This is a genomic window from Mammaliicoccus sp. C-M13, assembly GCF_022386845.1.
In the GTDB taxonomy this organism is placed as follows: domain Bacteria; phylum Bacillota; class Bacilli; order Staphylococcales; family Staphylococcaceae; genus Mammaliicoccus; species Mammaliicoccus lentus.
In genome coordinates this window covers 25491-50719 of the sequence record NZ_JAJNHQ010000011.1, presented here as the reverse complement: position 1 = coordinate 50719, position 25229 = coordinate 25491, and the positions used below count along the sequence as shown (strand labels likewise).

Here is a 25229-nt window from a genome sequence, read left to right as displayed (position 1 = left end):
AATCTACCCACTTTCATTCTTACGTATTTCCCAGGAAATTATTTTGTTAAAGGTTCTTTATTAGGTGTTCCTGGTTTTCTTGGATATTTCTTAGGTGTTTGTTTAAATTTATCAATCGCAATTATTTGTCTTGTGCTTTCTTCTAATGGAAGTTTAAATTCATAAACTTTATTTAATTTTCCACCTAACACTGAAATTGCAAACTGTGCATCATCTAATTCTTCATCGCCTTGAGAACCTTTTAATGCAACAAACTGCCCGCCTTTTTTAACTAGTGGTAAACACAACTCACTCAATACAGATAATCTTGCTACAGCGCGTGCCGTTACTAAATCAAAGCTTTCACGGTATTGTCCTTTGCCAAACGTTTCTGCTCTATCATGTACAAAATTCACTTTATCTATTTCAAGTTTATTAGCTAATTCATTTAAAAACTTAATACGTTTATTTAAGCTATCTACAATCGTTATTTGTAAGTGTGGATATATAATTTTAAGTGGAATACTTGGAAAACCGGCTCCAGCTCCTACATCACAAATAGATTCGATTTCATTAAAATCTACATAAAAAGCAGGTGTCACAGAATCAAAAAAGTGCTTTAAATACACTTCTTCTTTTTCTGTTACTGCTGTTAAGTTAATTTTTTCATTCCACTCAACTAACATTTCAAAATATGTCTCAAATTGTTTTAATTGTTGATCAGTAAGTGTAATACCTGAATCTTTTAATAAGTTGATAAAAGTTTGTTCGTTCATTTTAGTCCACCTTCTGGATTTTACCTTGTTCAATATAAACAAGTAAGATAGATATATCTGCTGGGTTAACACCTGAAATACGAGATGCTTGTGCAATATCTAACGGGTTAACTTCTTTAAGTTTTTCTCTTGCTTCAGAAGCTAAACTATTGATTGCATCATAGTCTATATTCAGAGGTATTTTTTTGTCTTCCATACGTTTAACTTTCTCAACTTGAGCTAATGATTTTTGAATGTAACCTTCATATTTCGTTTGAATTTCAACTTGTTCTTGGATGTCTTCATTAACTGGAGAAGTTTCTTGTAAGATTTCCATGATAGCATTGTAATCCATTTCTGGTCTACGTAATAAATCTAAAGCTAATATACCATCTTTAAGTGCTGAACCTCCACGGCTTTCAATAACACTTTGTGTATGTTCATTCGGCTTAATACGAATAGATTGTAATCTCTCTTGTTCAGCTTTGATACTTTCACGTTTTTGATTGAATTTAGCATAACGTTCTTCTGAAATCATACCAATTTCGTAACCGATATCTGTTAATCTTAAATCGGCATTATCATGTCTCAACAATAAACGGTGTTCAGCACGTGATGTTAATAGACGATATGGTTCATTTGTGCCTTTTGTTATTAAGTCATCAATCAATACACCGATATAAGCATCAGAACGACGTAATACAACATCTTCTTTACCTAATACTTTTCCTGCCGCATTAATACCAGCCATTAAACCTTGACCAGCCGCTTCTTCATAACCAGAAGTTCCGTTAATTTGACCTGCAGTAAATAAGTTTTTAACTAATTTAGTTTCTAATGTCGGCCATAATTGTGTAGGTACAATTGCATCATATTCAATAGCATAACCGGCTCTCATCATATCTGCTTTTTCAAGTCCCGGTATTGTTTCTAACATTTTACGTTGTACTTCTTCAGGTAAGCTTGTAGATAAACCTTGTACATAAACTTCTTGAGTTTTACGACCTTCAGGCTCTAAGAACAATTGGTGTCTTGGTTTATCGTTAAATCTTACGAATTTATCTTCAATTGAAGGACAGTATCTTGGGCCAGTACCTTTTATCATGCCTGAATACATTGCTGATAGATGTAAATTGTCATCAATCACTTTATGTGTTTGTTCATTCGTATAAGTTAACCAACATGGTAATTGGTCTAAAATATATTCTGTCGTTTCATAACTAAATGCTCTACCTACATCATCACCTGGTTGAATTTCAGTCTTACTGTAATCAATTGTGCCACCATTAACACGAGGTGGTGTTCCAGTTTTGAAACGAACTATGTCGAAACCTAAATCTCTTAAATGGTCTGCTAATGTGATTGAAGGCATTTGATGGTTTGGACCACTTGAATATTTTAAGTTACCTAAAATAATTTCACCACGTAAAAATGTACCAGTTGTTAATACAACAGAATCAGCTAGATATTGAGTGCCGATAACCATTTCCACGCCTTTTACTACATCATCTTCTATAATTAAACGTTCTACCATACCTTGCATAATATCAAGGTTAGGCTCATCTTCTAATACACGTTTCATTTCTTCTTGGTATAATACTTTATCTGCTTGAGCACGTAATGCGCGTACTGCTGGACCTTTACCAGTGTTTAACATACGCATTTGGATGTGTGTTTTATCAATTGTCTTAGCCATTTGTCCACCAAGTGCATCAATTTCTCTTACAACTATACCTTTTGCTGGACCACCAACTGATGGGTTACATGGCATAAACGCTACACTATCTAAGTTAATTGTAAGCATTAAAGTTTTTGCGCCACGTCTCGCTGAAGCTAATCCTGCTTCTACACCAGCGTGCCCTGCTCCGACAACAATAACATCATATTTTTGTGTCAAAATTTTTCCTCCTTTTATTTTCCTAAACAGAATTGGCTAAACAATTGGTCAATAAGTGATTCACTTGCTTCTTCACCTATAACTTCACCTAGCAATTCCCAAGTTTTGATTAAATCAATTTGTACTATATCTATTGGAATGCCTTCTTCAGCTGAATGAATTGCGTCATTAATTGAAGACTTCGCGTCTTTTAACAGTGCAATATGTCTTGAATTAGATACATAAGTCATGTCTTGTGACTGAACTTGTCCACCAAAGAATAATTCTGATATCTTTTGTTCTAACTCTTCAATACCTTGTTGTTCTACCATCGATGTCTGTACGATAGGATGGTCACCTATCATCTCTTTCAGCTCATCCATATCAAGGTGCTGTTCTAAATCTGTTTTATTTATAATAACTATGAAGTCTTCATTTTTAATAGCTTCAAACAATTGGTAATCACTTTCTGTCAGTGATTCATTATAATTTAATACGAACAATATTAAATCTGCTTCTGACAAAGCTTTCCTTGATCTTTCAACGCCAATTTTTTCTACGATATCTTCTGTTTCTCTAATACCTGCTGTATCCACTAATCGTAAAGGCACACCACGAACATTAACATATTCTTCTAATACGTCTCTAGTCGTCCCTGCTACTTCTGTAACGATTGCTTTATTATCTTGAATTAAATTATTAAGCATTGAACTCTTACCAACGTTTGGTTTACCTACTATTACTGTAGACAAGCCTTCTCTCATAATTTTCCCTTGTTGACCTGTCTTCAATAATTTATCGATTTCTTGCTCTATGTTAGCAGCTTCTTTTAATAGAAATTGAGATGTTGCTTCTTCTACGTCATCATACTCAGGGTAGTCTATATTAACTTCAACTTGTGCTAGTATTTCTAGTATAGATTGCCTTAGCCCTTTTATAAGTTCACTTAGACGCCCTTCCATCTGCCCTAAGGCTACCTTGGATGCGCGTTCCGTCTTAGAACGTATGAAATCCATCACTGCTTCTGCTTGTGATAAGTCAATACGACCATGTAAGAAAGCTCTCTTTGTAAATTCACCCGGATCCGCCATTCTTGCTCCATTTGATAACGTTAATTCAAGTACACGATTAACAGTTACTAGACCACCGTGACAATTAATTTCTACGATATCTTCTCTTGTAAAAGTCTTAGGCGCTCTCATAACAGCCGCCATTACTTCTTCAACAATTTCGCCACTGTCAGGATCCAAAATATGTCCGTAATTAATCGTATGTGAATCGACTTCTGATAATTGTTTTTTCCCTTTATATATACTATCAGCGATACTTATCGCATCCGGACCACTTAAACGTACAATTGCGATTGCGCCTTCACCCATAGGCGTAGAGATACTTGTAATTGTATCTAGTTCCATTATTTTTCTCCTCCACCATTCATGCTATTCATTCTTTTGATTGTAAATGGTTTTGTAACAATTTTCGAATATATTGTTCGAAAAAATGCGGAGCGAGATAACTCACTCCGACCATTATCATTTATTCTTGATGACTAAATATCGATGAGGTTCTCTTCCTTCAGAGTATGTTTCGATATCTTCAACTTTACTTAATGCCTGATGCATTATCTTTCTTTCGAAGTTATACATTGGTTCTAACTTAACTGGTCTTTTCGTTTGTTTAGCTTTTTTAGCCATATTTATAGCTAGCTGCTCTAATGTTTCTTTACGTTTCGCTCGATAAGATTCAATATCTAATATTAACGTGTAATATCCTTTAATATATTGATGCATATAATTTTGTCCGACAGTTTGTAAGGCATTTAACACTTGCCCTCTTTTACCTATTATATAGGAAGCTTGATCAGACGACATATCGATATACAATGTATTAGATTTAATTTTATAAGACCCTTCTACATTAATATTCATTTCTTTAATGATATTCAATATATACTCTAATGTTTGGTCTGCGATGTCATTTAACGCGTTTTTCTTCACATTCTGAGAATGATTGGAATTATCTTCTGATACGGTATTTTCATTATCTTCTGTTATATTGTTGCTTTCTGTATCTTCATCTAGATCTTGCGTTTGTTGTTCATTTTGTTGATTTCGATTTCTTAAATCTTCTATTGAATTAAACTCTTTTAATTCTGGATCAATAATCGTTAATTCAATACGAGCATCTTGCTTCATAAAACCAAAAATGCCTTTTTTACCTTCATTTATTACATCGATTCTTACTTGTTGCTCTTGAACATTTAAATCTTTTAAACCTTGTTGTAGTGCTTGTTCTACTGATTGTCCTTCATAGTTTGATTTAAGCATACTGCAACCTCCTAGTAATTATTAAAATACTTAGGGAATACGTTTATTAAAAACTTTAGCAATCTTCAACACGTGCTCTAAACTCTTCTTTGTTTCGAGTACTTCCAAGTCTACTGCCTGGTTACGAGCAATAACAATGATGTCTTTCGGAATGATATTTTCTTTATGAACTTTAAAACACTCTCTAATTGACCTTTTTATTCTATTTCTAGTAACAGCATTACCTAATTTTTTTGAGACGCTGATGCCAAGTCTAAAGTGTTCGCAATCATTTTCTGAAGTATAAATAACAAACTGACGATTAGCAACTGACTTACCTTTTTTATATATTCTTTGAAAATCACTATTTTTCTTTATACGATAAGCCTTTTCCACAAACATCCACTCCACAATACATCACTTAATTATTGTTTATTATACAAAACAATTTCATCAATTAAAACAAAAAAAAGACCACTGCTCTTCAGTGATCTTAAGCTGATAATACTTTTCTACCTTTACGACGACGGCGAGCTAATACTTTACGGCCGTTTTTTGAGCTCATGCGAGCGCGGAAGCCATGAACTTTACTGTGTTTACGTTTATTTGGTTGATACGTACGTTTTACCATTTAAGAACACCTCCATTATTTATTCTTAACATCTAATTAAATAGTAGTTAATTGCTTGTATGATATTCATTTATATATATCAGAAGATTAATTTCAAAATTATTTATACCATACACGTGAAATGTCACAATTTCAATAACTACTAAACTATAACAAAATGATTTTTAAAAATCAAGCAGAATTTTTAAATGTGAAAAATAATAGTTATCCACTTATCCACAGTGAATATTAATCATTTTGTGGATAATTATTAAAATTTATTTTTTATTCACAACATAATCTAACAATTCCTCACATATTCACAGGCATTTGACAACTCCTTTTGTTTAAAAGTATAATTGTGTGGATAAGTTATACAAACCGTTGATATTACTATCATTCTTAGTTGGATTCTTGCATGTAAAGATTGTGGACAAGGGAATTGGAATAAATAGTTATCCACCGTTTGTGAGTAAGTTGTGGATAATTATTCACAACTTGTGTATTTCTTTATTAACAATTCAATTTTATGTGTATAACTCAATAAAAATTTTAGAAAGAGGACTTTTATGAATTCAAAAGAAGAAATTTGGGAACAGGTATTAGCAATTGCCGAAGATCAAATCGCTTCTGCTGGTTATAATACTTGGTTTAAAGGAACTTACCTACATCAAATTGATAGTAATCGTGCAATAGTTGTAGCACAAAGTCCTTTTGTAGCTGAGTGGTTAACCAATAAATATCATGAACATGTCATAGATTTTATCTATAATGTCATAGGCGACAGAGTTCAAGTTAAATTTATATCAGAAGACGATCTTGAAAGTGAAGATTTTACTGAACAACCTGCAAAAAGTAAGACAATTGAAGAAAATGAAGAAGTAACAAATAGCCAATTAAATAGTAATAACACTTTTGATACATTTGTTATCGGTCCAGGAAATCAATTTCCACACGCCGCTTCATTAGCTGTAGCTGAGGAACCTGCAAACGCCTATAACCCTCTATTTATATATGGTGGTGTTGGCCTAGGCAAAACGCATTTAATGCACGCTATTGGTCACTATGTATTAGAACAAAATCCAAACGCTAACGTTCTTTATACATCTAGTGAAAAATTCACAAATGAATTTATCAAATCTATCAGAAAAAATGATACAGAAAGCTTCAGAGATAAATATCGTAATATCGATGTACTATTAATAGACGATATTCAATTCATTCAAAAGAAAGAACAAACACAAGAAGAATTTTTCCATACTTTTAATGATTTACATCAAAACAAAAAGCAAATTGTTATTTCTAGTGATAGACCACCAAAAGAAATTCCAACATTAGAAGATCGCTTAAGAACTCGATTTGAATGGGGTTTAATTGTAGATATCACACCGCCTGACTTTGAAACGAGAATGGCAATTTTACAGAAGAAAATTGAAGAAGAAAACCTTGATTTACCAGTTGAAGCTCTTACTTATATAGCGAATTCTATTCAATCGAACATTCGTGAATTAGAAGGTGCTTTAACAAGAGTCTTGGCTTATTCTAAATTAAGAAACAAACCGATTAATACTGATTTAGTTGCTGAAGCACTAAAAGACATCATCTCGACACCTAGATCGACTAAGATTACGATTCAAGATATTCAACAAGTTGTCGGAAAAATGTATAACGTGCGTATCGAAGACTTTTCAGCCAAAAAACGTACTAAATCTATCGCATATCCTAGACAAATTGCAATGTATCTTTCAAGAGAGCTTACTGATTTCTCATTACCTAAAATTGGTGAAGAATTCGGAGGAAGAGATCACACTACAGTGATTCATGCTCATGAAAAAATTAGAAATGATATAGAAAATAATCCAGAACTAAAGACTGATTTAGAACAACTAGAAAAACAAATACGTGGATAATGTGGATAAGTTGTGCACATCCATACACAGTTTATCAACATGTGAATAACTTTTATATCGCATTTTAAAGCAGGTTATCCACCAATCCACAGCCCCTATTACTATTACTACGAATTTAAAAGATATATAATTAATATATAACGACTGGAAGGAGTTTATAAGTTATGAAATTTACAATTCAACGAGATTACTTTCTTAATCAATTGAATGATACATTAAAAGCCATTTCACCAAGAACTACATTACCAATACTTACAGGAATTAAAATTGATGCAACAGATAAAGGTATTATATTAACAGGATCAGATTCTGAAATATCAATTGAAATTACAATTCAAGAAAATATTGATGGTGAAAAAATAGTAGACATAGAAGAAAAAGGTTCTGTAGTACTTCCAGGACGTTTCTTTGTTGATATCGTTAAGAAATTACCAGGTAAAACAGTAAATCTATCAACAAATGATCAATTCAAAACATTAATCACTTCAGGTCATTCTGAATTTAATGTTAGTGGATTAGACCCAGATCAATACCCGTTATTACCACAAGTATCAGAAGATGATGCTATTAAATTACCAATTAAAGTACTAAAAAATATTATTGCTCAAACAAACTTTGCTGTGTCCACGTCAGAAACACGTCCAGTGTTGACAGGTGTAAACTGGTTGATACAAGACAAAGAACTTATCTGTACTGCAACAGATTCACACAGACTTGCATTAAGAAAGCTTAAACTAGAAGATGAAGACATAGAAGATAAAAATGTAATCATTCCAGGTAAAGCATTATCTGAATTGAACAAGATTGTTTCGGATTCAGAAGATGATATCAACATATTCTTTGCTAGTAACCAAGTGTTATTTAAAGTTGGACACATTAACTTTATTTCAAGATTACTAGAAGGTAACTATCCTGATACAACAAGATTATTCCCTGAAAATTATGAAACAAAATTAGGTGTGAATAATAGCGAATTCTATCATGCAATTGATCGTGCATCACTATTAGCACGTGAAGGTGGAAACAATGTTATTAAACTATCTACAGACGTTAACAAATTAGAATTATCTTCTACATCTCCAGAAATTGGTACTGTAAAAGAAGAAGTTACTACTGAAGAAGTTGAAGGGGAATCTTTAAAAATTTCCTTTAACTCTAAATATATGATGGATGCATTAAAAGCAATTGATAACGATGATGTACACGTAGAATTCTTTGGAACAATGAGACCATTCATACTTAAACCAAAAGATGACGAGTCAGTTATTCAATTGATTTTACCAATTAGAACATATTAATTATATTTAGTTATAGCTTGAGGAATCCTTTATTAATAGGGGTTCCTCATTTTTTTATAATAGATGTCAAGTTCACTTGACACACTAAAAAAATTGATTTATTGTAAAGTTAACTTGACAGGAAGTGATTAATTGAAAAACAGGGTTTATGAATTTAGATCTGAAAGAAAAATGACTCAAAGTGAATTATCTCGATTAGTCAATGTGTCGAGACAAACAATTAATTCAATTGAACGTTATAAATTCAATCCAACTTTAGTGTTGGCACATAAACTTTCACAAGTGTTTAACGTAACGATTGATGAATTATTCATCTTTGAAGATGACGAGAATATCTCACAAGCGGATATTCAATCTAGTAAAAAGGAGTAAACTTATGACATTAATTATCGAAAATGTATCTAAGAAGTTTAATGACTTTAATGCAGTGCAAGATGTCAGTTTAGAAGTACCGAAAGGAACAATGTATGGCTTTTTAGGTGGGAATGGTGCTGGTAAAACAACTACTTTCCGCATGATTTTAGGCTTACTACCTAAAACAACTGGGGTTGTGAAATTTAATGATAAACCGATTGATTACAAAATGACTAATAAAATCGGCTATTTACCAGAAGAAAGAGGCTTGCATCCAAAATTAAAAGTATTTGAAGAAATTAGATATTTAGCAGAATTAAAAGGCATGAATAAAAAAGACATTGATCAAGAACTTGATTATTGGCTAAAAAGATTTGATGCATTTGAAAATAAAGATAAAAAAATAGACGCTCTATCTAAAGGTAATCAACAAAAAGTACAACTTATAGCAGCTATCATACATAAACCTGAGTTGCTTATATTAGACGAACCATTTAGTGGTTTAGACCCAGTAAACGTTGAATTATTAAAATCAGCTGTTAAAGAATTAAAAGAACGCGGCACAACGATTATATTCAGCTCACACAGAATGGAACATGTTGAAGAACTTTGTGATTATATATGTATTATGAGTAAAGGAAAAGCAGTTGTTTCTGGTTCTCTTGATAAAGTGAAAGATGACTTTGGCAAAAAAGATATATACATTGAGGGGAATCATGATTTTTCATTCTTAAAAGATTTCGAGGGAATTGAAGTATTTGAGAATACGAAAAAAGGCGTTAAAATCAGAATTACTGATGAAAGATATGCTGAAGAAATATATAATCAAGCAATTAAACTTGGTTATCTTAAACGATTCCAAGTTGCTGAGCCATCTCTGAATGATATCTTTATAGCTAAGGTTGGTGATCAACATGAATAAGTTTTGGCCTACATTTAATTTAACGTACTTACAAAAAGTAAAAAGTAAATCATTTATTATTATGACTGCATTATTTATGCTATTAATCTTTGCATTAAGTAATGTGGATAAAATTGTCGATTTCTTTGATAATAGTTCCAAAACAGTTGCAATTCAAACAGATAACGAAATGATTTATAAAGGGTTAGAAAAACAATATAAACAAGATGATGATATAGAAAAAGTTGAAAAAGTATCACTGGAAAAAGGAAAAAAAGGTGTGGAAGATGATAAATACGACCGCCTTATTCAAGTTGAAATAAAAAATGAAAAATTAAATGGCACAATTTATGAAAAAAGTTCAGTTGATGAAAATGAGAAAATGACTTTACAAACAACATTAAGTCAAATGCAATCATCGTTAACTGCTCAAAAATTAGATTTATCAGAGAAAGACTTACAGGCACTTAATACGCCAAGTGATGTACAAACTAAAGAAATTAAGTCAAAAGATGACGAAAAACAATCAAGTGATGTTAAACCGAAAGTACAAGCTTTAAATATAGCTATCGTTTACATCATCCTATTCTTATCATTTTTCATTACGTTGAATTATGCGAATCAAATTGGTACAGAAATTGCTACTGAGAAGACTACTAGAGTTATCGAGATGATTGTGACGAGCGTTAAACCATCTATTCATGTCGCAGCTAAAATATTATCTGTGATAGCAGTAGCTTTTACACAAATATTCTTTATTATTTTAGCCATTGTAATTAGCATATTTGCTTTTGATTTAAAAGGCTTATTTGATGCAGTCGGTGTGGAATTTGGTCCTGAGTCTACAAGAATCATCGTATATGGGCTTGTTTTCTTAATTATAGGGGTGATTACCTATATTACTTTAGCGGCTATTCTAGGGGCTTTAACGAGCCGTATAGAAGATTTAGCACAATCGATGATGCCAGTAACATTTATTTCTTTAGCTGGGTTCTATATTGCTATGTTTAGTATTGGAACTCCGGATACTATGCTTGTTAAGGTAACAAGCTTCGTACCACTGTTATCGCCAATGGTTATGTTACTTAGAACTATTTCTGACACTACGCCAGAGTGGCAAATATTATTAGGTATTCTTATCTCAATTATAACTTGTATCCTTTTATTAATATTCGCTGCAAAAACTTATCGAGGCAGTGTGTTAACTTATGATAAAGGACTTATTAAAAACTTTAAAAATGCATTAAACATGACTAAAAATTAATTCATTATAAAAAGTGCTATACATTTGTCACAAAACCTTAATGTTTTTTTACAGAAGCGTGTAGAATTTATGTAAGCGATAGTATAAAATTTATATTATCACTAAAGAGATTGAGGGATTAAAATGGCAAACAAAAATAGTAATAGCAATATTATATTTCTTATGATTGCAATTCTAATTATAGTTGCGGGTATTGTTATGCTTGTCGTGTTCGGTGGAAGCGGAGATGACAAAGAAAAAGATAGTCTCTTCGAAAGAACAGTTAAAGCTAAAGATTTATCTAAAGATACAAAGAATAATCCAACCCATAAAAAGGGTGATGCTAAAGTGCAAATTGTAGAGTTTGGAGATTACAAATGTCCAGCATGTAAAGCATTTGAAACAAATTTCATGGATAAAATTGAAAAAGATTATATTGATAAAGGCGAAGTAGAATATAGATTTGTTAATGCACCGTTCCATGGTGAAGGTTCTGAACTTGGCGCAGCTTCAGCACATGCTGTGAATAAAGTTGCACCTGATGCATACTGGAACTACCACAGAGCTTTATTTGAAGCGCAACCTGACGATCACGATATGCAAGGTGATGATGAATGGTTAACACAATCTGTAGTGAAAAAAGCCGTCAATGGATTAGATATTGATAAAGATAAAAAAGAACAAATTATGAAATTAGTTAAAGATCGTAATTCAGAATCATACAAACAAATGAATAGCGATGCTGATTTAACGAAAAAATATGATGTCGACATAACACCGACAGTTGTTGTTGATGGTAAAGTATTATCAGATCCAATGGATTATGACAAAATTTCTGAAGCTATAGATAAAGCTATCGAAAAGAAAAATAAATCAAATTAGGTGGTCAATTTGAAACAACAATACGGACTTTTTATTTCCTGGGTAATAGCTTTAGTTGCAACTTTAGGTAGCTTATATTTCAGTGAAATACGTGGTTTTATACCTTGTACGCTATGCTGGTATCAACGTATATGCATGTACCCATTGGTGTTAATTACAGGTATTGGCTCATTTCAAAATGATTATTCTGTTAAAAAAATTGCATTACCAATTTCTTTAATTGGACTATGTATTTCGACATGGCATTATTTAGAACAAAAAGTACCTGGCTTTGCAGAAATCAAACCATGTACCCAAGGTGTGCCTTGCTCATCTGAATATATAAATGTCTTTGGATTTATTACAATTCCATTTTTAGCAGGACTTGCATTTTTATTGGTTAGTTTGATATTAATTTTTACTAAAAAAGATAAAACAATATAATACTAAGGCTGTCCCATTGTCTTTTGACTTTGTGGATAGCCTTTTTATTTTAAATATTAGCGTATTGTTTTTTCTTTTATATTTTAATTTTTTATAGATTTATTTTTGATTTAATGAATTGTACCTAAAAACATGATTTTTTAGTGAAAAAAAGGTATAATATAGAGATGACTAATTAAGATTGGAGTGAAGATAATGGTACAAGATATCTCAGTTGAAGACGAAATTACTTTAGGGCAATTCCTAAAAAATGAAGGCGTCATTGGAACGGGTGGTCAAGCTAAATGGTTCCTCCAAGATGAAGAAGTACTGATTAATGGCGAACGTGAGACACGTCGTGGAAAGAAATTACATGATGGTGACTTAATTGAAATTCCTTCTGAAGGTCAATTTCGCATCAATCATCTAAGTGAATAGATATGATATTAAGAGAACTTAATTTAACCCATTATAGAAATTATAACAAGTGTACACTTCAATTTAATCCAAATGTTAATATTTTGATTGGCGAAAATGCCCAAGGTAAGACAAATTTATTAGAATCAATCTATACTTTAGCGTTAGCAAAAAGCCATAGAACATCGAATGATAAAGAACTCATACAGTTTGGGGAAGAGTATGGTAAAATAGAAGGTGAACTTAGTTATCGTCATGGAAAAATGCCAATTTCTTTAATCATCACAAAGAAAGGCAAAAAGGCGAAAGTCAATCATCTAGAACAAAGTAGATTAACGCAATATATTGGTCACTTAAATGTGGTACTGTTTGCACCAGAAGATTTGAATATAGTTAAAGGTAGCCCGCAAATTAGACGGCGTTTTATAGATATGGAACTCGGTCAGATGTCTGCGGTTTATTTAAGTCATTTATCAAATTATCAAAGATTACTTAAACAGAAAAACCATTACCTTAAACAGTTGCAAATTGGCAAAATGAAAGAGCGTACAATGCTAGAAGTATTTAACGAACAATTTTCAGAAGAAGCTGCAAACGTCACATTGAAGCGGGCGCATTTTATAAGTGAGTTAGAGAAGATTGCTGCAGTAATTCACAAAGGAATTACAAGTCAAAACGAAGAACTACAGGTTCAATATGAACCTAATATTAAACTTGCTGAAACGCATCATAATCAACAAGATTTGAAAGATGCTTTTTGTAAATTATTAAATGAATCTATGGATAAAGAAATAGAGCGTGGAAGTGCTAGATATGGTCCACATCGAGATGATATCAGTTTTCATGTTAACGATATGAATGTTCAAACTTATGGCTCACAAGGGCAACAACGTACGACAGCATTATCTATCAAGCTAGCTGAAATAGAATTGATTAATCAAGTAGTTGGTGAATATCCAATTTTATTATTAGACGATGTATTGAGTGAACTTGATGATAAACGACAAACGCATTTATTAAGTACGATTCAAGAAAAGGTCCAAACTTTTGTAACGACTACGTCCGTAGATGGTATAGAACATGAAATCATGAAAGATGCCAAGGTATTTAATGTATCTAAAGGCAATATTATTGAGTAGATGAAAGTGAAGGTGGAAATACGTGTCAGAACAAAATAACGAAGTAAGTTATGGTGCAGATCAGATACAAGTATTAGAAGGCTTAGAGGCAGTCCGTAAACGCCCTGGTATGTATATTGGTTCTACAGCATCAAGAGGTTTACATCATCTTGTATGGGAAATCGTTGATAACAGTATCGACGAAGCTTTAGCAGGTTATGCTGATCATATAGAACTTATAATAGAAAAGGATAACTGGGTTAAAGTAACAGATAACGGTAGGGGTATTCCAGTAGATATTCAAGAGAAAATGGGACGTCCTGCTGTTGAAGTTATATTAACAGTATTGCATGCTGGTGGTAAATTTGGCGGTGGCGGATACAAAGTATCTGGTGGACTACACGGCGTGGGTTCATCTGTCGTAAACGCACTATCTTCTCAACTAGAAGTTTACGTACACCTTAATAACAAAATATATCATCAAGCATATAAAAGAGGTATTCCTCAATTCGACTTAAAAGTTATTGGTGAAACAGATTATACTGGTACGGCAATTCGCTTTAAAGCAGATGAAGAAATTTTTACAGAAACAACTGAATACGAATACGACATTCTACAAAAACGTATTCGTGAGTTAGCCTTTTTAAATAAAGGTATACAAATTTCGCTTAGAGACGAAAGAGACGATGAAAATATACTCGAAGATTCTTATTACTACGAAGGCGGTATTAAGTCTTACGTTGAATTATTAAATAAATCAAAAGAAGTTTTATTTGATGATCCAATTTACATTCATGATACTAAAGAGGATGTAGAAGTTGAAATCTCAATTCAATATAATAGCGGTTTTGCGACTAACTTACTGACTTATGCTAACAACATCCACACTTATGAAGGTGGTACGCATGAAGATGGATTTAAACGAGCATTAACAAGAGTGATTAATAGTTATGGTACTAAGAATAAACTTCTTAAAGATGGCGAAGAAAAACTCTCGGGTGAAGACGTACGAGAAGGTCTTACTGCTGTTGTTTCTATCAAGCATAGTGACCCACAATTCGAAGGTCAAACAAAAACAAAACTAGGTAACTCTGAAGTGCGTCAAATTGTTGATAAACTATTCTCAGAGCTATTTGAAAGATTTTTACTTGAGAACCCAAATGTAGCTAGAATCATTGTAGATAAAGGTACTATGGCGTCAAGAGCTCGTCTAGCAGCGAAAAAAGCAAGAGAAGTAACAAGACGTAAATCAGCATTAGAAGTTTCAAGTCTACCAGGTAAACTTGCAGACTGTTCAAGTAAAAAACCAGATGAATGTGAATTATACATCGTTGAGGGTGACTCTGCTGGTGGGTCTGCTAAATTAGGTCGTGACTCTAGAACACAAGCTATTTTACCTTTACGTGGTAAAATCTTGAACGTTGAAAAAGCACGTCTTGATAAAATACTTGGAAATAATGAAATACGCTCTATGATTACTGGACTAGGTACTGGTATTGGTGGAGAATTTGATATTAGTAAAGCTAGATATCATAAATTAGTTATCATGACTGATGCTGATGTAGATGGTGCGCATATTAGAACATTGTTATTAACGTTCTTCTATAGATTTATGAGACCGTTAATTGAAGCGGGATATGTTTATATTGCACAACCACCTTTATATAAAGTAGAACAAGGTAAAAAGAAATATTACGTATTTAACGATAGAGAATTAGATAAATTAAAAGAAGAGTTAAGCTCAACACCTAAACTGTCTATAGCACGTTATAAAGGTCTTGGAGAAATGAATGCAGATCAATTGTGGGAAACAACAATGAATCCTGAAAATCGTTCAATGCTTCAAGTAACACTAACAGATGCGATAGAAGCTGACGAAACGTTTGAAATGCTTATGGGAGATATTGTTGAGTTTCGTCGTCAATTTATTGAAGAAAATGCTGAATACGCAACGTTAGATATTTAAAGCACAATTTACGATTTAAGGAGGATATAATTAATGGCTGAAACACCTCAATCAAGAGTGAGTGAACGTAACATCAGTAGAGAAATGAAAGAGTCATTTTTAGATTATGCAATGAGTGTTATTGTATCTCGTGCACTACCTGATGTTAGAGATGGCTTAAAACCTGTTCATAGACGTATATTGTATGGTATGAACGATCAAGGTATGACCTCAGACAAACCATATAAAAAATCTGCACGTATCGTTGGTGACGTAATGGGTAAATATCACCCACACGGTGACTCATCTATTTATGAAGCGATGGTACGTATGGCACAAGACTTCAGTTATCGTTATCCATTAGTAGATGGTCAAGGTAACTTTGGTTCAATGGACGGCGACGGTGCTGCTGCAATGCGTTATACAGAAGCACGTATGGCTAAAATAACAAGTGAATTATTAAGAGATATTAATAAAGATACAATTGATTTCCAAGATAACTATGATGGTAATGAGAGAGAGCCGGTAGTCTTACCAGCTAGATTCCCTAACTTGTTAGTGAATGGTACATCAGGTATTGCAGTTGGTATGGCTACAAATATTCCACCGCATAACTTGAACGAAGTAATAGACGGCGTTCTTGCGCTAAGTCATAATCCAGAAATTACAACAAATGAATTAATGGACATCGTTCAAGGTCCTGACTTCCCAACTGCTGGTTTAATTATGGGTAGAAGCGGAATAAGACGTGCTTACGAAACAGGACGTGGCTCAGTTTTAATGAGAGCTCGTGCTGAAATTGATGTAATGAAAAACGGTAAAGAACGCATTATTGTTACAGAAGTTCCTTACCAAGTAAATAAAGCAAGATTGATTGAAAAAATTGCAGAATTAGCACGCGATAAAAAAATCGAAGGCATTACAGAATTAAGAGATGAAACAAGCTTAAAAGTTGGTCTTCGTATTGTTATTGAAGTTAGAAAAGATGCTAATGCGAATGTTATATTAAATAACTTATATAAACAAACACCATTACAAACTTCATTCGGTGTAAACATGATTGCACTTGTTAACGGTAAACCTAAACTATTAGGCTTACGTTCTGTAATATATCATTATTTAGAACACCAAAAAGAAGTTGTAACTAGACGTACGAAATATAACTTGAAAAAAGCTCAAGATAGAGCGCATATTCTCGAAGGTTTACGTATTGCATTAGATCATATTGATGAAATTATTAAATTGATTCGTGAATCTCAAAGCGATGCAGAAGCAATGGAAGGCTTGCAAAACCGATTCAAATTATCTGAACGACAAGCACAAGCCATTCTAGATATGCGTCTACGTCGATTAACAGGATTAGAGCGCGGTAAGATTGAAAGTGAATATCAAGATTTACTAAAACTTATCGAAGAACTTAAAGAAATCTTAAATGACGAAGAAAAATTACTAGAAATTATTAGAGAAGAAATCATTGAGATTAAAGAAAAATATGGTGATGAAAGACGTACTGAAATAACTGCTGCAGGACTTGATCAAATTGAAGATGAAGACTTAATACCTGAAGAACAAATCGTTATTTCATTAAGTCATAACAACTATATTAAACGATTACCTGTATCCACTTATCGCTCTCAAAATAGAGGTGGACGTGGTGTACAAGGAATGAATACAATCGAAGATGATTTCGTTAGCCAGTTGGTAACTTTAAGTACACATGATAATGTATTATTCTTTACGAATAAAGGTCGTGTCTACAAGCTAAAAGGCTATGAAATTCCTGAAATGTCTAGACAGTCTAAAGGCTTACCAATCGTCAATGCTTTAGAAATTGATAAAGATGAAAAAATTAGTACAATGATAGCAGTTAAAGATCTATCTAGTGAAGAAGACTTCCTAGTATTTGCTACGAAAAAAGGTACTGTAAAACGTTCTAAACTATCGAATTTCTCTCGTATTAACAAAAACGGTAAGATTGCGATTAACTTTAAAGAAGACGACGAGTTGATTGCGGTTAGACTAACTGATGGTACGAAAGAGATTATTATCGGAACGAAACATGCTTCATTAATTCGATTTGATGAAACGAAACTACGTCCATTAGGTAGAACTGCTGCAGGCGTTAGAGGTATTTCATTAAGAGAAAATGATGAAGTAATTGGATTAGACGTTACCGACGAAGAAGAACAAGATGAGATTTTAATCGTCACTGAAAATGGTTATGGTAAACGTACTGCTGCTGACCAATATCGAATTTCTAACAGAGGTGGTAAAGGTATTAAGACTGCCACTTTAACAGAGAAAAATGGTAGTCTAGTATGTATTACGACTGTAACAGGTGACGAAGACTTAATGATTGTCACAAATTCAGGTGTCATTATTAGGTTACATGTCGCTGATATTTCTCAAAATGGTCGTAGCGCTCAAGGTGTTAGATTAATTCGTCTAGGTGAAAACCAACAAGTTGCAACAGTTGCAAAAGTTGAACCAGATGAAAATGAAATAGCAGAATCTCCAATTGAAGGTGTACTAGAAGAAACTTTAGATACACCAGCAACAGAGAATACAAATGAAAAAGAAGAACTAAGAGAAGACTTCATGGATCGTGTAAACAAAGATATTGAAAAACAAGACGATGAAGACGACGAAGAATAATAAATAAAATACTCCCTCTTAATAGTCACTGTTATTATAGTGAAGTTTTAGGAGGGAGTATTTTTATATGTTTTATTCTGTTTCGAATGATTTCATAGCATAAGGAATTTCATCTATAAGTTTAGATGGTGGGACAATGTACATATCTTTAGAAAGTTTTTCACCTATATAGCTATGCATATAAGTAGCATTGATAACCGCTTCTTCTAAATCAAACTGTCCTACAAAACTTGTTATCATCCCTGCTAAAGTATCACCCATACCACCAGTTGCCATAGCAGGTGTACCTATAGATAATTTATATTCATGATCTTTAAAGTATAATTCCGTACCATGTTGTTTCAAGACGACAGTAGCATTTAATGCTTTGACTGCTTCTTTATTTCTCTCATAAGTTTGTTCTTCGATTGGTATATTACTGAGTCTTTCCCATTCTTTTTGATGGGGCGTAAAGATAATTTCACATTCTGGTAAAGTATGATTTAATTTACTCAATATCGTAATAGCATCACCATCAATAATTAACGTTTGATGAGGCTGAATATTTTGGAATAAAAACGTTAAAGTATTATTGCCTTTAAAATCTAAGCCGAGTCCAGGTCCAATCAAAATACAATCTGATTGTTCTATTAATTTAGAGAGTTTTTTCAAGTCAGTTATATCTGAAACCATTGCTTCAGGACAACGTGAATGTAAAGCAGCAAAGTTTGATGAATGTGTAGAAACTGTAATTAAACCACTTCCACTAAATACACAAGCTCTTGCAGCTAACATAATAGCGCCACCTAAATTAGCATTTCCACCAATTAATAAAATCCTACCATAATCGCCTTTGTGAGATTCCTGCTCTCTTTTTGGAATTGTAACAGACGAAATTGTTTTCATAATTAACCCACCTTCAATTAATTGTACGATTTATTATGCCACTTTAATTATGAATTTAACAGTATATTCTATTAAATTTAACATTATGATACTAGTATAACCAAAAGAAACAAACTAAATTTCTATAAAAAAAGCGATATAAGCAACGTAATTGATAATAATTTGATCTAAAATATTTGTAGATTTATCATTAACAATTAAGTAGAGAATAATCAAATAATTTTTGAATATCGACAATTGATTTTTTGGAATTGACCTCTATATAAATGGGAATTTATTTAGAATTATAGCTATTTTAGACATCAATAAACAAGTGTGCTTCAATATATTTTTTAAAACATGAATCTGTGTATGATTTTATAATATAACATAGTGTTTTTTATTAATATGAGGAGATACTACTTCTCCCCTTGATAATTTAATTTTTCGCTCTTTCAAATCAATATTTATAATAGAATGTGAGATGTTTGTAAGTGTATTTTTATAGTTTTAATTCTGCACTTATTCTTTCGACATAATTAGTTTATACTAATATTTAATAAATAAAATGAATTGGTATACTAATATCTATAATATTGAGTAATGATATAGAGGTGAACTAATTTGGAAATTCGTCAATTTAATTATTTTATGACAGTTACTAAATTAGGAAGTTTTACACAAGATTCAGAAGAATTACGTATTTCACAATCTGCATTAAGTAAAACAATTATGTCATTTGAAATAGAATTAGGAATGGAATTAATGTGCTTCCTATATTGTGGGAAATAGTTATTATAGTTAAAAAAGAAAGCATCGTTTTTATGCAACTCAAGCATTTATTGACTACATTTTATAAAACGGCTAGTAATTACTTATAAATCTTAATTATAGACCTTATAATATATATTTAACTAATAAATTAAATGATAGTATAGTATTTATTGTTCAGAAATAAATATTGTAAATGAAAAATAATATGTGGAGGCTTAAATAATGGAAAGTAATAGATGTCAACAAGGTATAAGTAAATTAATGGAATTTACAACAACAACTGGATCAATGCATTTAAAAATAACTGAAGATATGAAAGACATCACACCAGATGTATCAAAATATATAATAGAATTTGCATATGGTGATATTTATTCAAATAAGGGATTAACGAACTAAGAACGTGTCTTAGTATCAATATCTTCTCTTATTAGACAAGGTGCAGGGCCACAATTAGAATTACATATAAATACAGCATTAACTTCTGGAGTTACAGTAGAAGAAATTATAGAAACAATTACTCAGTTAATACCTACCATATACTGTTTTTCCACGTGTGTTAAATGTACTAACTATGGCTCAAAAAGTATTTTCTTATAAAAATATTACTATAGATGCTTCTAAGGTAGAGTAATTATGAAAATATAATATTACAATACATTAAATATTTTTAATGGTAATTTAATAAAAACTCTATTTCTAGGCTATTAATATCTTATATTTAATAGAGATAAACAAGCAGTCTAGTATTTCTTAATATTATATAAAATTATTTAATCAATATATTTTGAAAAATGAGTAAGTATTACTAAGTTTATTTGAAGTTATTTAAATAATTGTATTGATAAAAATCAGGGAATTAAAATATTAATACATTTTTAAAGAAATTATAGAAGATAATCATATTGATCTTAAAATGAAAAAATACTTTTTAGCAATTTAACTTATATAGTAAGATTTATGAACGAACCGAAAAAGGTTCAGATGTATTACTAAATTTTTTATGAAGTTATTTAAATAATTGTATTGATAAAAATCAGAGCATTAAAATGTTAATACATTTTTAAAGAAATTATAGAAGATAATCATGTTGATCTTAAAGTTAAAAAACACTTTTTTAGCAATTTAACTTATATAGTATTAGCTATGGACCCAAAAATGTCCATAACTAGTACTATATTTTTTGATTAAAAACATTTAAATAAGCGTTTGTAATCAATTTAATTTAGACATATTAGTTATGGATATAAAAATGTCCTTAACTAATACTAAATTTTTTGTGAAGTTATTTAAATAATTGTATTGATAAAATCAAGACATTAAAATGTTAATACATTTTTAAAGAAATTATAGAAGATAATCATATTGATTTTAAAGTGAAAAAACATTTTTTTAGTACTTCAACTTATCCTACTAATTGAACTAAATAAAAAACTTTAATAAGCTAATGTATTAATCAATCACTGTGTTACGGATATCTTAAAAAGTATTGTTATAAAAATTATGAAAGCGTATACTAAAAATATAATGTGAATATAGATATTAGTTATTAGATAAGATAGGAGTTTTCACATGACTGAACAAATATCAATTGGTAAGTATGCTACATTATTAACTCTTACTGATGAGCAAACTGCGAAACAATTGAATCCAGACTGCGATCAAATGCAATTTATAGTTGGTAAGATTGGAACGATGTCGCTTAATAAGATTATCTCTTCAATAGAGACAGCAGCTAGAAGACAGAACCTTATATCTGAAACGCAGTATAGAGAAACACACGCTTTGTATCATGCAATATTAGAAGCAGTAAATGGTATTACGAGAGGTGAATTATCTATAGGTGAAATTATGAGAACTGTTGGTTTAAAATTTTCTGTTGTGAGAGGATATCCATATTCTGATAAACAAGAAGGAGAATGGATAGCCGTTAGTCTATACGGCACAATAGGAGCTCCTATTAAAGGAAAAGAACATGAAACAATCGGTTTAGGTATCAATCATATATAGACATAAGAACACCTATTAGACATTAGATAAGAGAAAGGTGCAACAAATAAATTTTTGTTGTATTTTTTTGTGTCCAAAGGAGTGTTATTTGTGACTTTAATATTAAAAGGTAAAGATTTAACGATTCAAGATATTAAAACATTTTTAGAAGAAGATAGGCAAATATCTATTTCAGAGGAAGCTTTAATTAATGTTAGAAAAAGTAGAGAAACAGTTGAACGAATCATAAATAATAAAGAAACTGTATACGGTATAACAACTGGATTTGGATTGTTCAGTGATGTATTGATTGAGCAAGAAAAATACAATGACTTACAAATTAATTTAATTCGTTCACATTCTTGTGGCGTAGGAAAAGCCTTTCCAGACAATGTTTCATTAGTCATGATGATTTTAAGATTAAATACAATGTTAAAAGGCCACTCAGGTGTAACAGAAGACTTAGTAAACTTGTTAGTCGAATTTATTAACAGAAGAATTATACCGGTTATACCAGAGCAAGGATCTTTAGGAGCTTCAGGTGATTTAGCTCCATTATCACACCTAGCATTAGCTTTAATTGGGGAAGGCGATGTGCATTATAAAGGTGAAACACTAAACGCTAAAGCAGTCTTGCACAAACTGGAATTAGAGCCTCATTCATTACAAGCTAAAGAAGGTTTAGCATTAATAAATGGAACTCAAGCAATGACAGCTCAAGGCGTTATTGCGTATATAGAAGCGGAAAATATTGCTTATAATTCAGAGTGGATTGCTTCATTAACACATCAAGCTTTAAATGGAATTGTGGATGCATATGATGAGCATGTGCATATCGTAAGAAACTTTAATGAACAAATTGAAGTGGCTGAAAGAATGCGTAATTGGTTAGACGGTTCAAAACTTACAACACGTCAAGGGGAAGTACGTGTGCAAGATGCATATACATTAAGATGTATCCCACAAATTCATGGAGCAAGTTTTCAAGTGCTAAATTATGTGAAAGAAAAATTAGAATTAGAAATGAATGCTGCAAACGATAATCCATTAATATTTGATAAAGATGATGAAACACTCGTTATATCAGGTGGAAACTTCCATGGACAACCAATAGCATTTGCTGTGGATTTCTTGAAAATCGGAGTTGCAGAATTAGCGAATGTTTCTGAACGTCGATTAGAAAGGTTAGTTAATCCACAATTAAATGGTGGATTACCAGCATTTTTAAGTCCTGAACCAGGTTTACAAAGTGGAGCAATGATTATGCAATATGCTGCCGCTTCGCTTGTATCAGAAAATAAGACTTTAGCACATCCTGCTAGCGTCGATTCAATACCTTCTTCAGCTAACCAAGAAGATCATGTTTCGATGGGTACGATTGGAGCAAGACATGCTTATCAAATTATCCAAAATGTAAGAAGAGTATTATCGATAGAATGTATCATCGCTCTACAAGCGGTAGAAATTAAAGGGGTAGAAAAGCTTTCACCTAGAACAAAAGAAAAATATATGGAGTTAAGAGAAGTTGTACCTTCGATAACTGAAGATAGAGTCTTTCATCACGATATAGAAAGGGTATGTGAATATTTAAGATAGTGAATTTTGAAACAAAGGGGTGTTGTGATGATTAATCAACAGTTTCAAGACAAAGGTAAAGATATGTGGAAATTCTATGTATTTAGCATTATAGGTATTATTTTATTCTTTATTCCTATACAAATAGGTAAAGATAATACGATACTTGTTGACCACATTCACTTAGGTATTCGGTCATTGTTAGGAGATTTAACTGCTTATTATGCATTAATTATCATTATAATAGGCGCTATTTTACCTGTTATCAGAATGGATTTTAAAAAATCTTTTACAGATTGTGTTCTTGTTATTTTTAAGCTACTTGGTGCAGTGATAGGCATTATGTACGTATTTAAGATAGGACCTAAATTATTATTTGATAAGGATTATGGACCGTTCTTATTTGATAAGTTGATGTTACCACTAAGTGTTTTAATTCCAGTAGGAGCGATTGCACTTTCCTTTTTAGTAGGTTATGGATTACTAGAATTTATTGGGGTATTGATGCAACCGATTATGAGACCCATATTTAAGACACCAGGTAAGTCTGCTGTTGATGCTGTGGCATCATTTGTAGGTAGCTACTCTTTAGGATTACTTATCACAAACAGAGTATATAAAGATGGCATGTATAACAAGAAAGAAGCGGTCATAATCGCAACAGGATTCTCAACAGTTTCTGCTACATTTATGGTTATTGTAGCGAGAACGTTAGACTTAATGGGTCACTGGAATTTATTCTTCTGGAGTACATTAATAATCACATTTGTTGTAACAGCAATTTCTGCTCATTTGCCACCGATCTCTAGAGAATCAGAGGCATATTACAATAATCAAGAAGGACAAAAAGAATCTAAAGTTAAAGGGAATTATATGAAAGCTGCTTATGATGAAGCAAAGAAACAATCATATCAATCATTAACATTATTTAAAAATATAGGCCTTAATCTTAAAGATGGCGTAGAGATGACGATGGCTATCTTACCATCTATATTATCGATTGGATTTTTAGGATTAATATTAGCTAATTTCACACCTATTATTGATTGGTTAAGCTATATTTTCTATCCATTTATTTATATTTTTCCTATTGATGATAAGCCTTTATTAGCAAAAGCATCCATGATATCAATCATAGAGATGTTCTTACCATCATTGTTAGTGGTGAAAGCAGCAATAGAAGTGAAATTTGTAGTAGCTATTACAAGTATTTCAGCAATTATATTCTTCTCAGCTTTAATACCTTGTATTTTAGCTACAGATATTAAAATTCCAATTTGGAAACTTGTGGTGATTTGGTTTATTCGTGTCGCACTTACATTATTAATAGCAATTCCATTAAGTTTACTAATCTTTTAATAAAGGGGAAATGAATT

22 protein-coding genes and 1 pseudogene are annotated in these 25229 nt (G+C 31.8%); 16 read left to right on the top strand and 7 right to left on the bottom strand.

What is annotated here, in order from left to right; all coding sequences use genetic code 11:
• Positions 1–38: 38 nt before the first annotated feature.
• The 6 genes from rsmG to rpmH all read right to left on the bottom strand — a co-directional run bounded on the left by rsmG (position 39) and on the right by rpmH (position 5547).
• On the bottom strand, positions 39–755 hold the full coding sequence (gene rsmG / locus LQ615_RS09820) for a 16S rRNA (guanine(527)-N(7))-methyltransferase RsmG (RefSeq protein WP_103268567.1): 717 nt from the start codon (positions 753–755) through the stop codon (positions 39–41).
• A 1-nt stretch (position 756) separates the two neighbouring features.
• The gene (mnmG, locus tag LQ615_RS09815) at positions 757–2631 is read right to left on the bottom strand and encodes a tRNA uridine-5-carboxymethylaminomethyl(34) synthesis enzyme MnmG (RefSeq protein ID WP_070044814.1); all 1875 of its coding nucleotides are present in this window, start codon (positions 2629–2631) and stop codon (positions 757–759) included.
• A gap of 14 nt (positions 2632–2645) precedes the next feature.
• Entirely contained in the window at positions 2646–4025 is a 1380-nt protein-coding gene (gene mnmE, locus LQ615_RS09810) for a tRNA uridine-5-carboxymethylaminomethyl(34) synthesis GTPase MnmE (protein WP_103268569.1), read from the bottom strand.
• A gap of 117 nt (positions 4026–4142) precedes the next feature.
• Positions 4143–4937, bottom strand: a complete 795-nt coding sequence (gene jag, locus LQ615_RS09805) for an RNA-binding cell elongation regulator Jag/EloR (RefSeq protein ID WP_214269659.1) — start codon at positions 4935–4937, stop codon at positions 4143–4145.
• A gap of 30 nt (positions 4938–4967) precedes the next feature.
• Positions 4968–5312, bottom strand: a complete 345-nt coding sequence (gene rnpA, locus LQ615_RS09800) for a ribonuclease P protein component (protein WP_016999187.1) — start codon at positions 5310–5312, stop codon at positions 4968–4970.
• Between the two features lie 97 nt (positions 5313–5409).
• Positions 5410–5547: a 50S ribosomal protein L34 gene (gene rpmH, locus LQ615_RS09795; RefSeq protein WP_016999186.1), complete on the bottom strand. Its 138-nt coding sequence runs from the start codon at positions 5545–5547 to the stop codon at positions 5410–5412.
• A 548-nt stretch (positions 5548–6095) separates the two neighbouring features.
• Here rpmH and dnaA point away from each other — a divergent pair.
• From dnaA to gyrA, 11 genes are all read left to right on the top strand, one after another.
• Positions 6096–7436 (top strand): chromosomal replication initiator protein DnaA, encoded by a 1341-nt coding sequence (gene dnaA, locus LQ615_RS09790; RefSeq protein WP_016999185.1) that lies wholly within the window; start codon positions 6096–6098, stop codon positions 7434–7436.
• A 164-nt stretch (positions 7437–7600) separates the two neighbouring features.
• Entirely contained in the window at positions 7601–8734 is a 1134-nt protein-coding gene (dnaN, locus tag LQ615_RS09785; RefSeq protein ID WP_016999184.1) for a DNA polymerase III subunit beta, read from the top strand.
• Between the two features lie 132 nt (positions 8735–8866).
• Positions 8867–9106: a helix-turn-helix transcriptional regulator gene (locus tag LQ615_RS09780; RefSeq protein ID WP_016999183.1), complete on the top strand. Its 240-nt coding sequence runs from the start codon at positions 8867–8869 to the stop codon at positions 9104–9106.
• Between the two features lie 4 nt (positions 9107–9110).
• Positions 9111–10010 (top strand): ABC transporter ATP-binding protein, encoded by a 900-nt coding sequence (locus tag LQ615_RS09775; RefSeq protein WP_239703882.1) that lies wholly within the window; start codon positions 9111–9113, stop codon positions 10008–10010.
• Positions 10003–11253: an ABC transporter permease gene (locus tag LQ615_RS09770; protein WP_064204297.1), complete on the top strand. Its 1251-nt coding sequence runs from the start codon at positions 10003–10005 to the stop codon at positions 11251–11253. The genes LQ615_RS09775 and LQ615_RS09770 overlap by 8 nt, the downstream gene beginning before the upstream one ends.
• 123 nt (positions 11254–11376) lie before the next feature.
• Positions 11377–12114 (top strand): DsbA family protein, encoded by a 738-nt coding sequence (locus LQ615_RS09765; protein WP_064204298.1) that lies wholly within the window; start codon positions 11377–11379, stop codon positions 12112–12114.
• Between the two features lie 9 nt (positions 12115–12123).
• A complete protein-coding gene (locus tag LQ615_RS09760; RefSeq protein ID WP_016999179.1) occupies positions 12124–12537 on the top strand; it encodes a disulfide oxidoreductase in 414 nt (137 codons plus the stop codon).
• 195 nt (positions 12538–12732) lie between these two features.
• Entirely contained in the window at positions 12733–12954 is a 222-nt protein-coding gene (gene yaaA, locus LQ615_RS09755) for a S4 domain-containing protein YaaA (RefSeq protein WP_016999178.1), read from the top strand.
• 2 nt (positions 12955–12956) lie between these two features.
• A complete protein-coding gene (recF, locus tag LQ615_RS09750) occupies positions 12957–14072 on the top strand; it encodes a DNA replication/repair protein RecF (protein ID WP_064204300.1) in 1116 nt (371 codons plus the stop codon).
• A gap of 22 nt (positions 14073–14094) precedes the next feature.
• Entirely contained in the window at positions 14095–16017 is a 1923-nt protein-coding gene (gyrB, locus tag LQ615_RS09745; protein ID WP_194200249.1) for a DNA topoisomerase (ATP-hydrolyzing) subunit B, read from the top strand.
• A 33-nt stretch (positions 16018–16050) separates the two neighbouring features.
• Positions 16051–18651, top strand: coding sequence for a DNA gyrase subunit A (gyrA, locus tag LQ615_RS09740; RefSeq protein WP_064204302.1), 2601 nt, complete (start codon positions 16051–16053; stop codon positions 18649–18651).
• A gap of 72 nt (positions 18652–18723) precedes the next feature.
• Here the strand turns inward: gyrA and LQ615_RS09735 are convergent, their stop codons facing one another.
• Entirely contained in the window at positions 18724–19536 is an 813-nt protein-coding gene (locus LQ615_RS09735; protein ID WP_064204303.1) for an NAD(P)H-hydrate dehydratase, read from the bottom strand.
• Between the two features lie 603 nt (positions 19537–20139).
• Between LQ615_RS09735 and LQ615_RS09730 the strand changes: the two genes are divergently transcribed.
• From LQ615_RS09730 to LQ615_RS09710, 5 genes and pseudogenes are all read left to right on the top strand, one after another.
• Positions 20140–20307, top strand: a complete 168-nt coding sequence (locus LQ615_RS09730; RefSeq protein ID WP_082892484.1) for a LysR family transcriptional regulator — start codon at positions 20140–20142, stop codon at positions 20305–20307.
• A 204-nt stretch (positions 20308–20511) separates the two neighbouring features.
• A pseudogene (locus LQ615_RS09725) lies at positions 20512–20923 on the top strand (carboxymuconolactone decarboxylase family protein).
• A gap of 938 nt (positions 20924–21861) precedes the next feature.
• Positions 21862–22299, top strand: coding sequence for a hut operon transcriptional regulator HutP (hutP, locus tag LQ615_RS09720; protein ID WP_016999173.1), 438 nt, complete (start codon positions 21862–21864; stop codon positions 22297–22299).
• Positions 22300–22389: 90 nt separating this feature from the next.
• The gene (gene hutH, locus LQ615_RS09715) at positions 22390–23874 is read left to right on the top strand and encodes a histidine ammonia-lyase (protein ID WP_064204304.1); all 1485 of its coding nucleotides are present in this window, start codon (positions 22390–22392) and stop codon (positions 23872–23874) included.
• A gap of 27 nt (positions 23875–23901) precedes the next feature.
• Positions 23902–25212, top strand: a complete 1311-nt coding sequence (locus LQ615_RS09710) for a YjiH family protein (protein WP_016999171.1) — start codon at positions 23902–23904, stop codon at positions 25210–25212.
• Positions 25213–25229: the final 17 nt, after the last annotated feature.

Bases quoted from the DNA above. Each gene is read 5' to 3' on its own strand.
- LQ615_RS09765 (WP_064204298.1), top strand. From the start codon at position 11,377: ATGGCAAACAAAAATAGTAATAGCAATATTATATTTCTTATGATTGCA.
- hutP (WP_016999173.1), top strand. From the start codon at position 21,862: ATGACTGAACAAATATCAATTGGTAAGTATGCTACATTATTAACTCTT.
- rsmG (WP_103268567.1), bottom strand. From the start codon at position 755: ATGAACGAACAAACTTTTATCAACTTATTAAAAGATTCAGGTATTACA.
- mnmE (WP_103268569.1), bottom strand. From the start codon at position 4,025: ATGGAACTAGATACAATTACAAGTATCTCTACGCCTATGGGTGAAGGC.
- yaaA (WP_016999178.1), top strand. From the start codon at position 12,733: ATGGTACAAGATATCTCAGTTGAAGACGAAATTACTTTAGGGCAATTC.
- dnaA (WP_016999185.1), top strand. From the start codon at position 6,096: ATGAATTCAAAAGAAGAAATTTGGGAACAGGTATTAGCAATTGCCGAA.
- gyrA (WP_064204302.1), top strand. From the start codon at position 16,051: ATGGCTGAAACACCTCAATCAAGAGTGAGTGAACGTAACATCAGTAGA.
- LQ615_RS09775 (WP_239703882.1), top strand. From the start codon at position 9,111: ATGACATTAATTATCGAAAATGTATCTAAGAAGTTTAATGACTTTAAT.
- recF (WP_064204300.1), top strand. From the start codon at position 12,957: ATGATATTAAGAGAACTTAATTTAACCCATTATAGAAATTATAACAAG.
- rpmH (WP_016999186.1), bottom strand. From the start codon at position 5,547: ATGGTAAAACGTACGTATCAACCAAATAAACGTAAACACAGTAAAGTT.
- jag (WP_214269659.1), bottom strand. From the start codon at position 4,937: ATGCTTAAATCAAACTATGAAGGACAATCAGTAGAACAAGCACTACAA.
- LQ615_RS09735 (WP_064204303.1), bottom strand. From the start codon at position 19,536: ATGAAAACAATTTCGTCTGTTACAATTCCAAAAAGAGAGCAGGAATCT.
- LQ615_RS09710 (WP_016999171.1), top strand. From the start codon at position 23,902: ATGATTAATCAACAGTTTCAAGACAAAGGTAAAGATATGTGGAAATTC.
- dnaN (WP_016999184.1), top strand. From the start codon at position 7,601: ATGAAATTTACAATTCAACGAGATTACTTTCTTAATCAATTGAATGAT.
- LQ615_RS09770 (WP_064204297.1), top strand. From the start codon at position 10,003: ATGAATAAGTTTTGGCCTACATTTAATTTAACGTACTTACAAAAAGTA.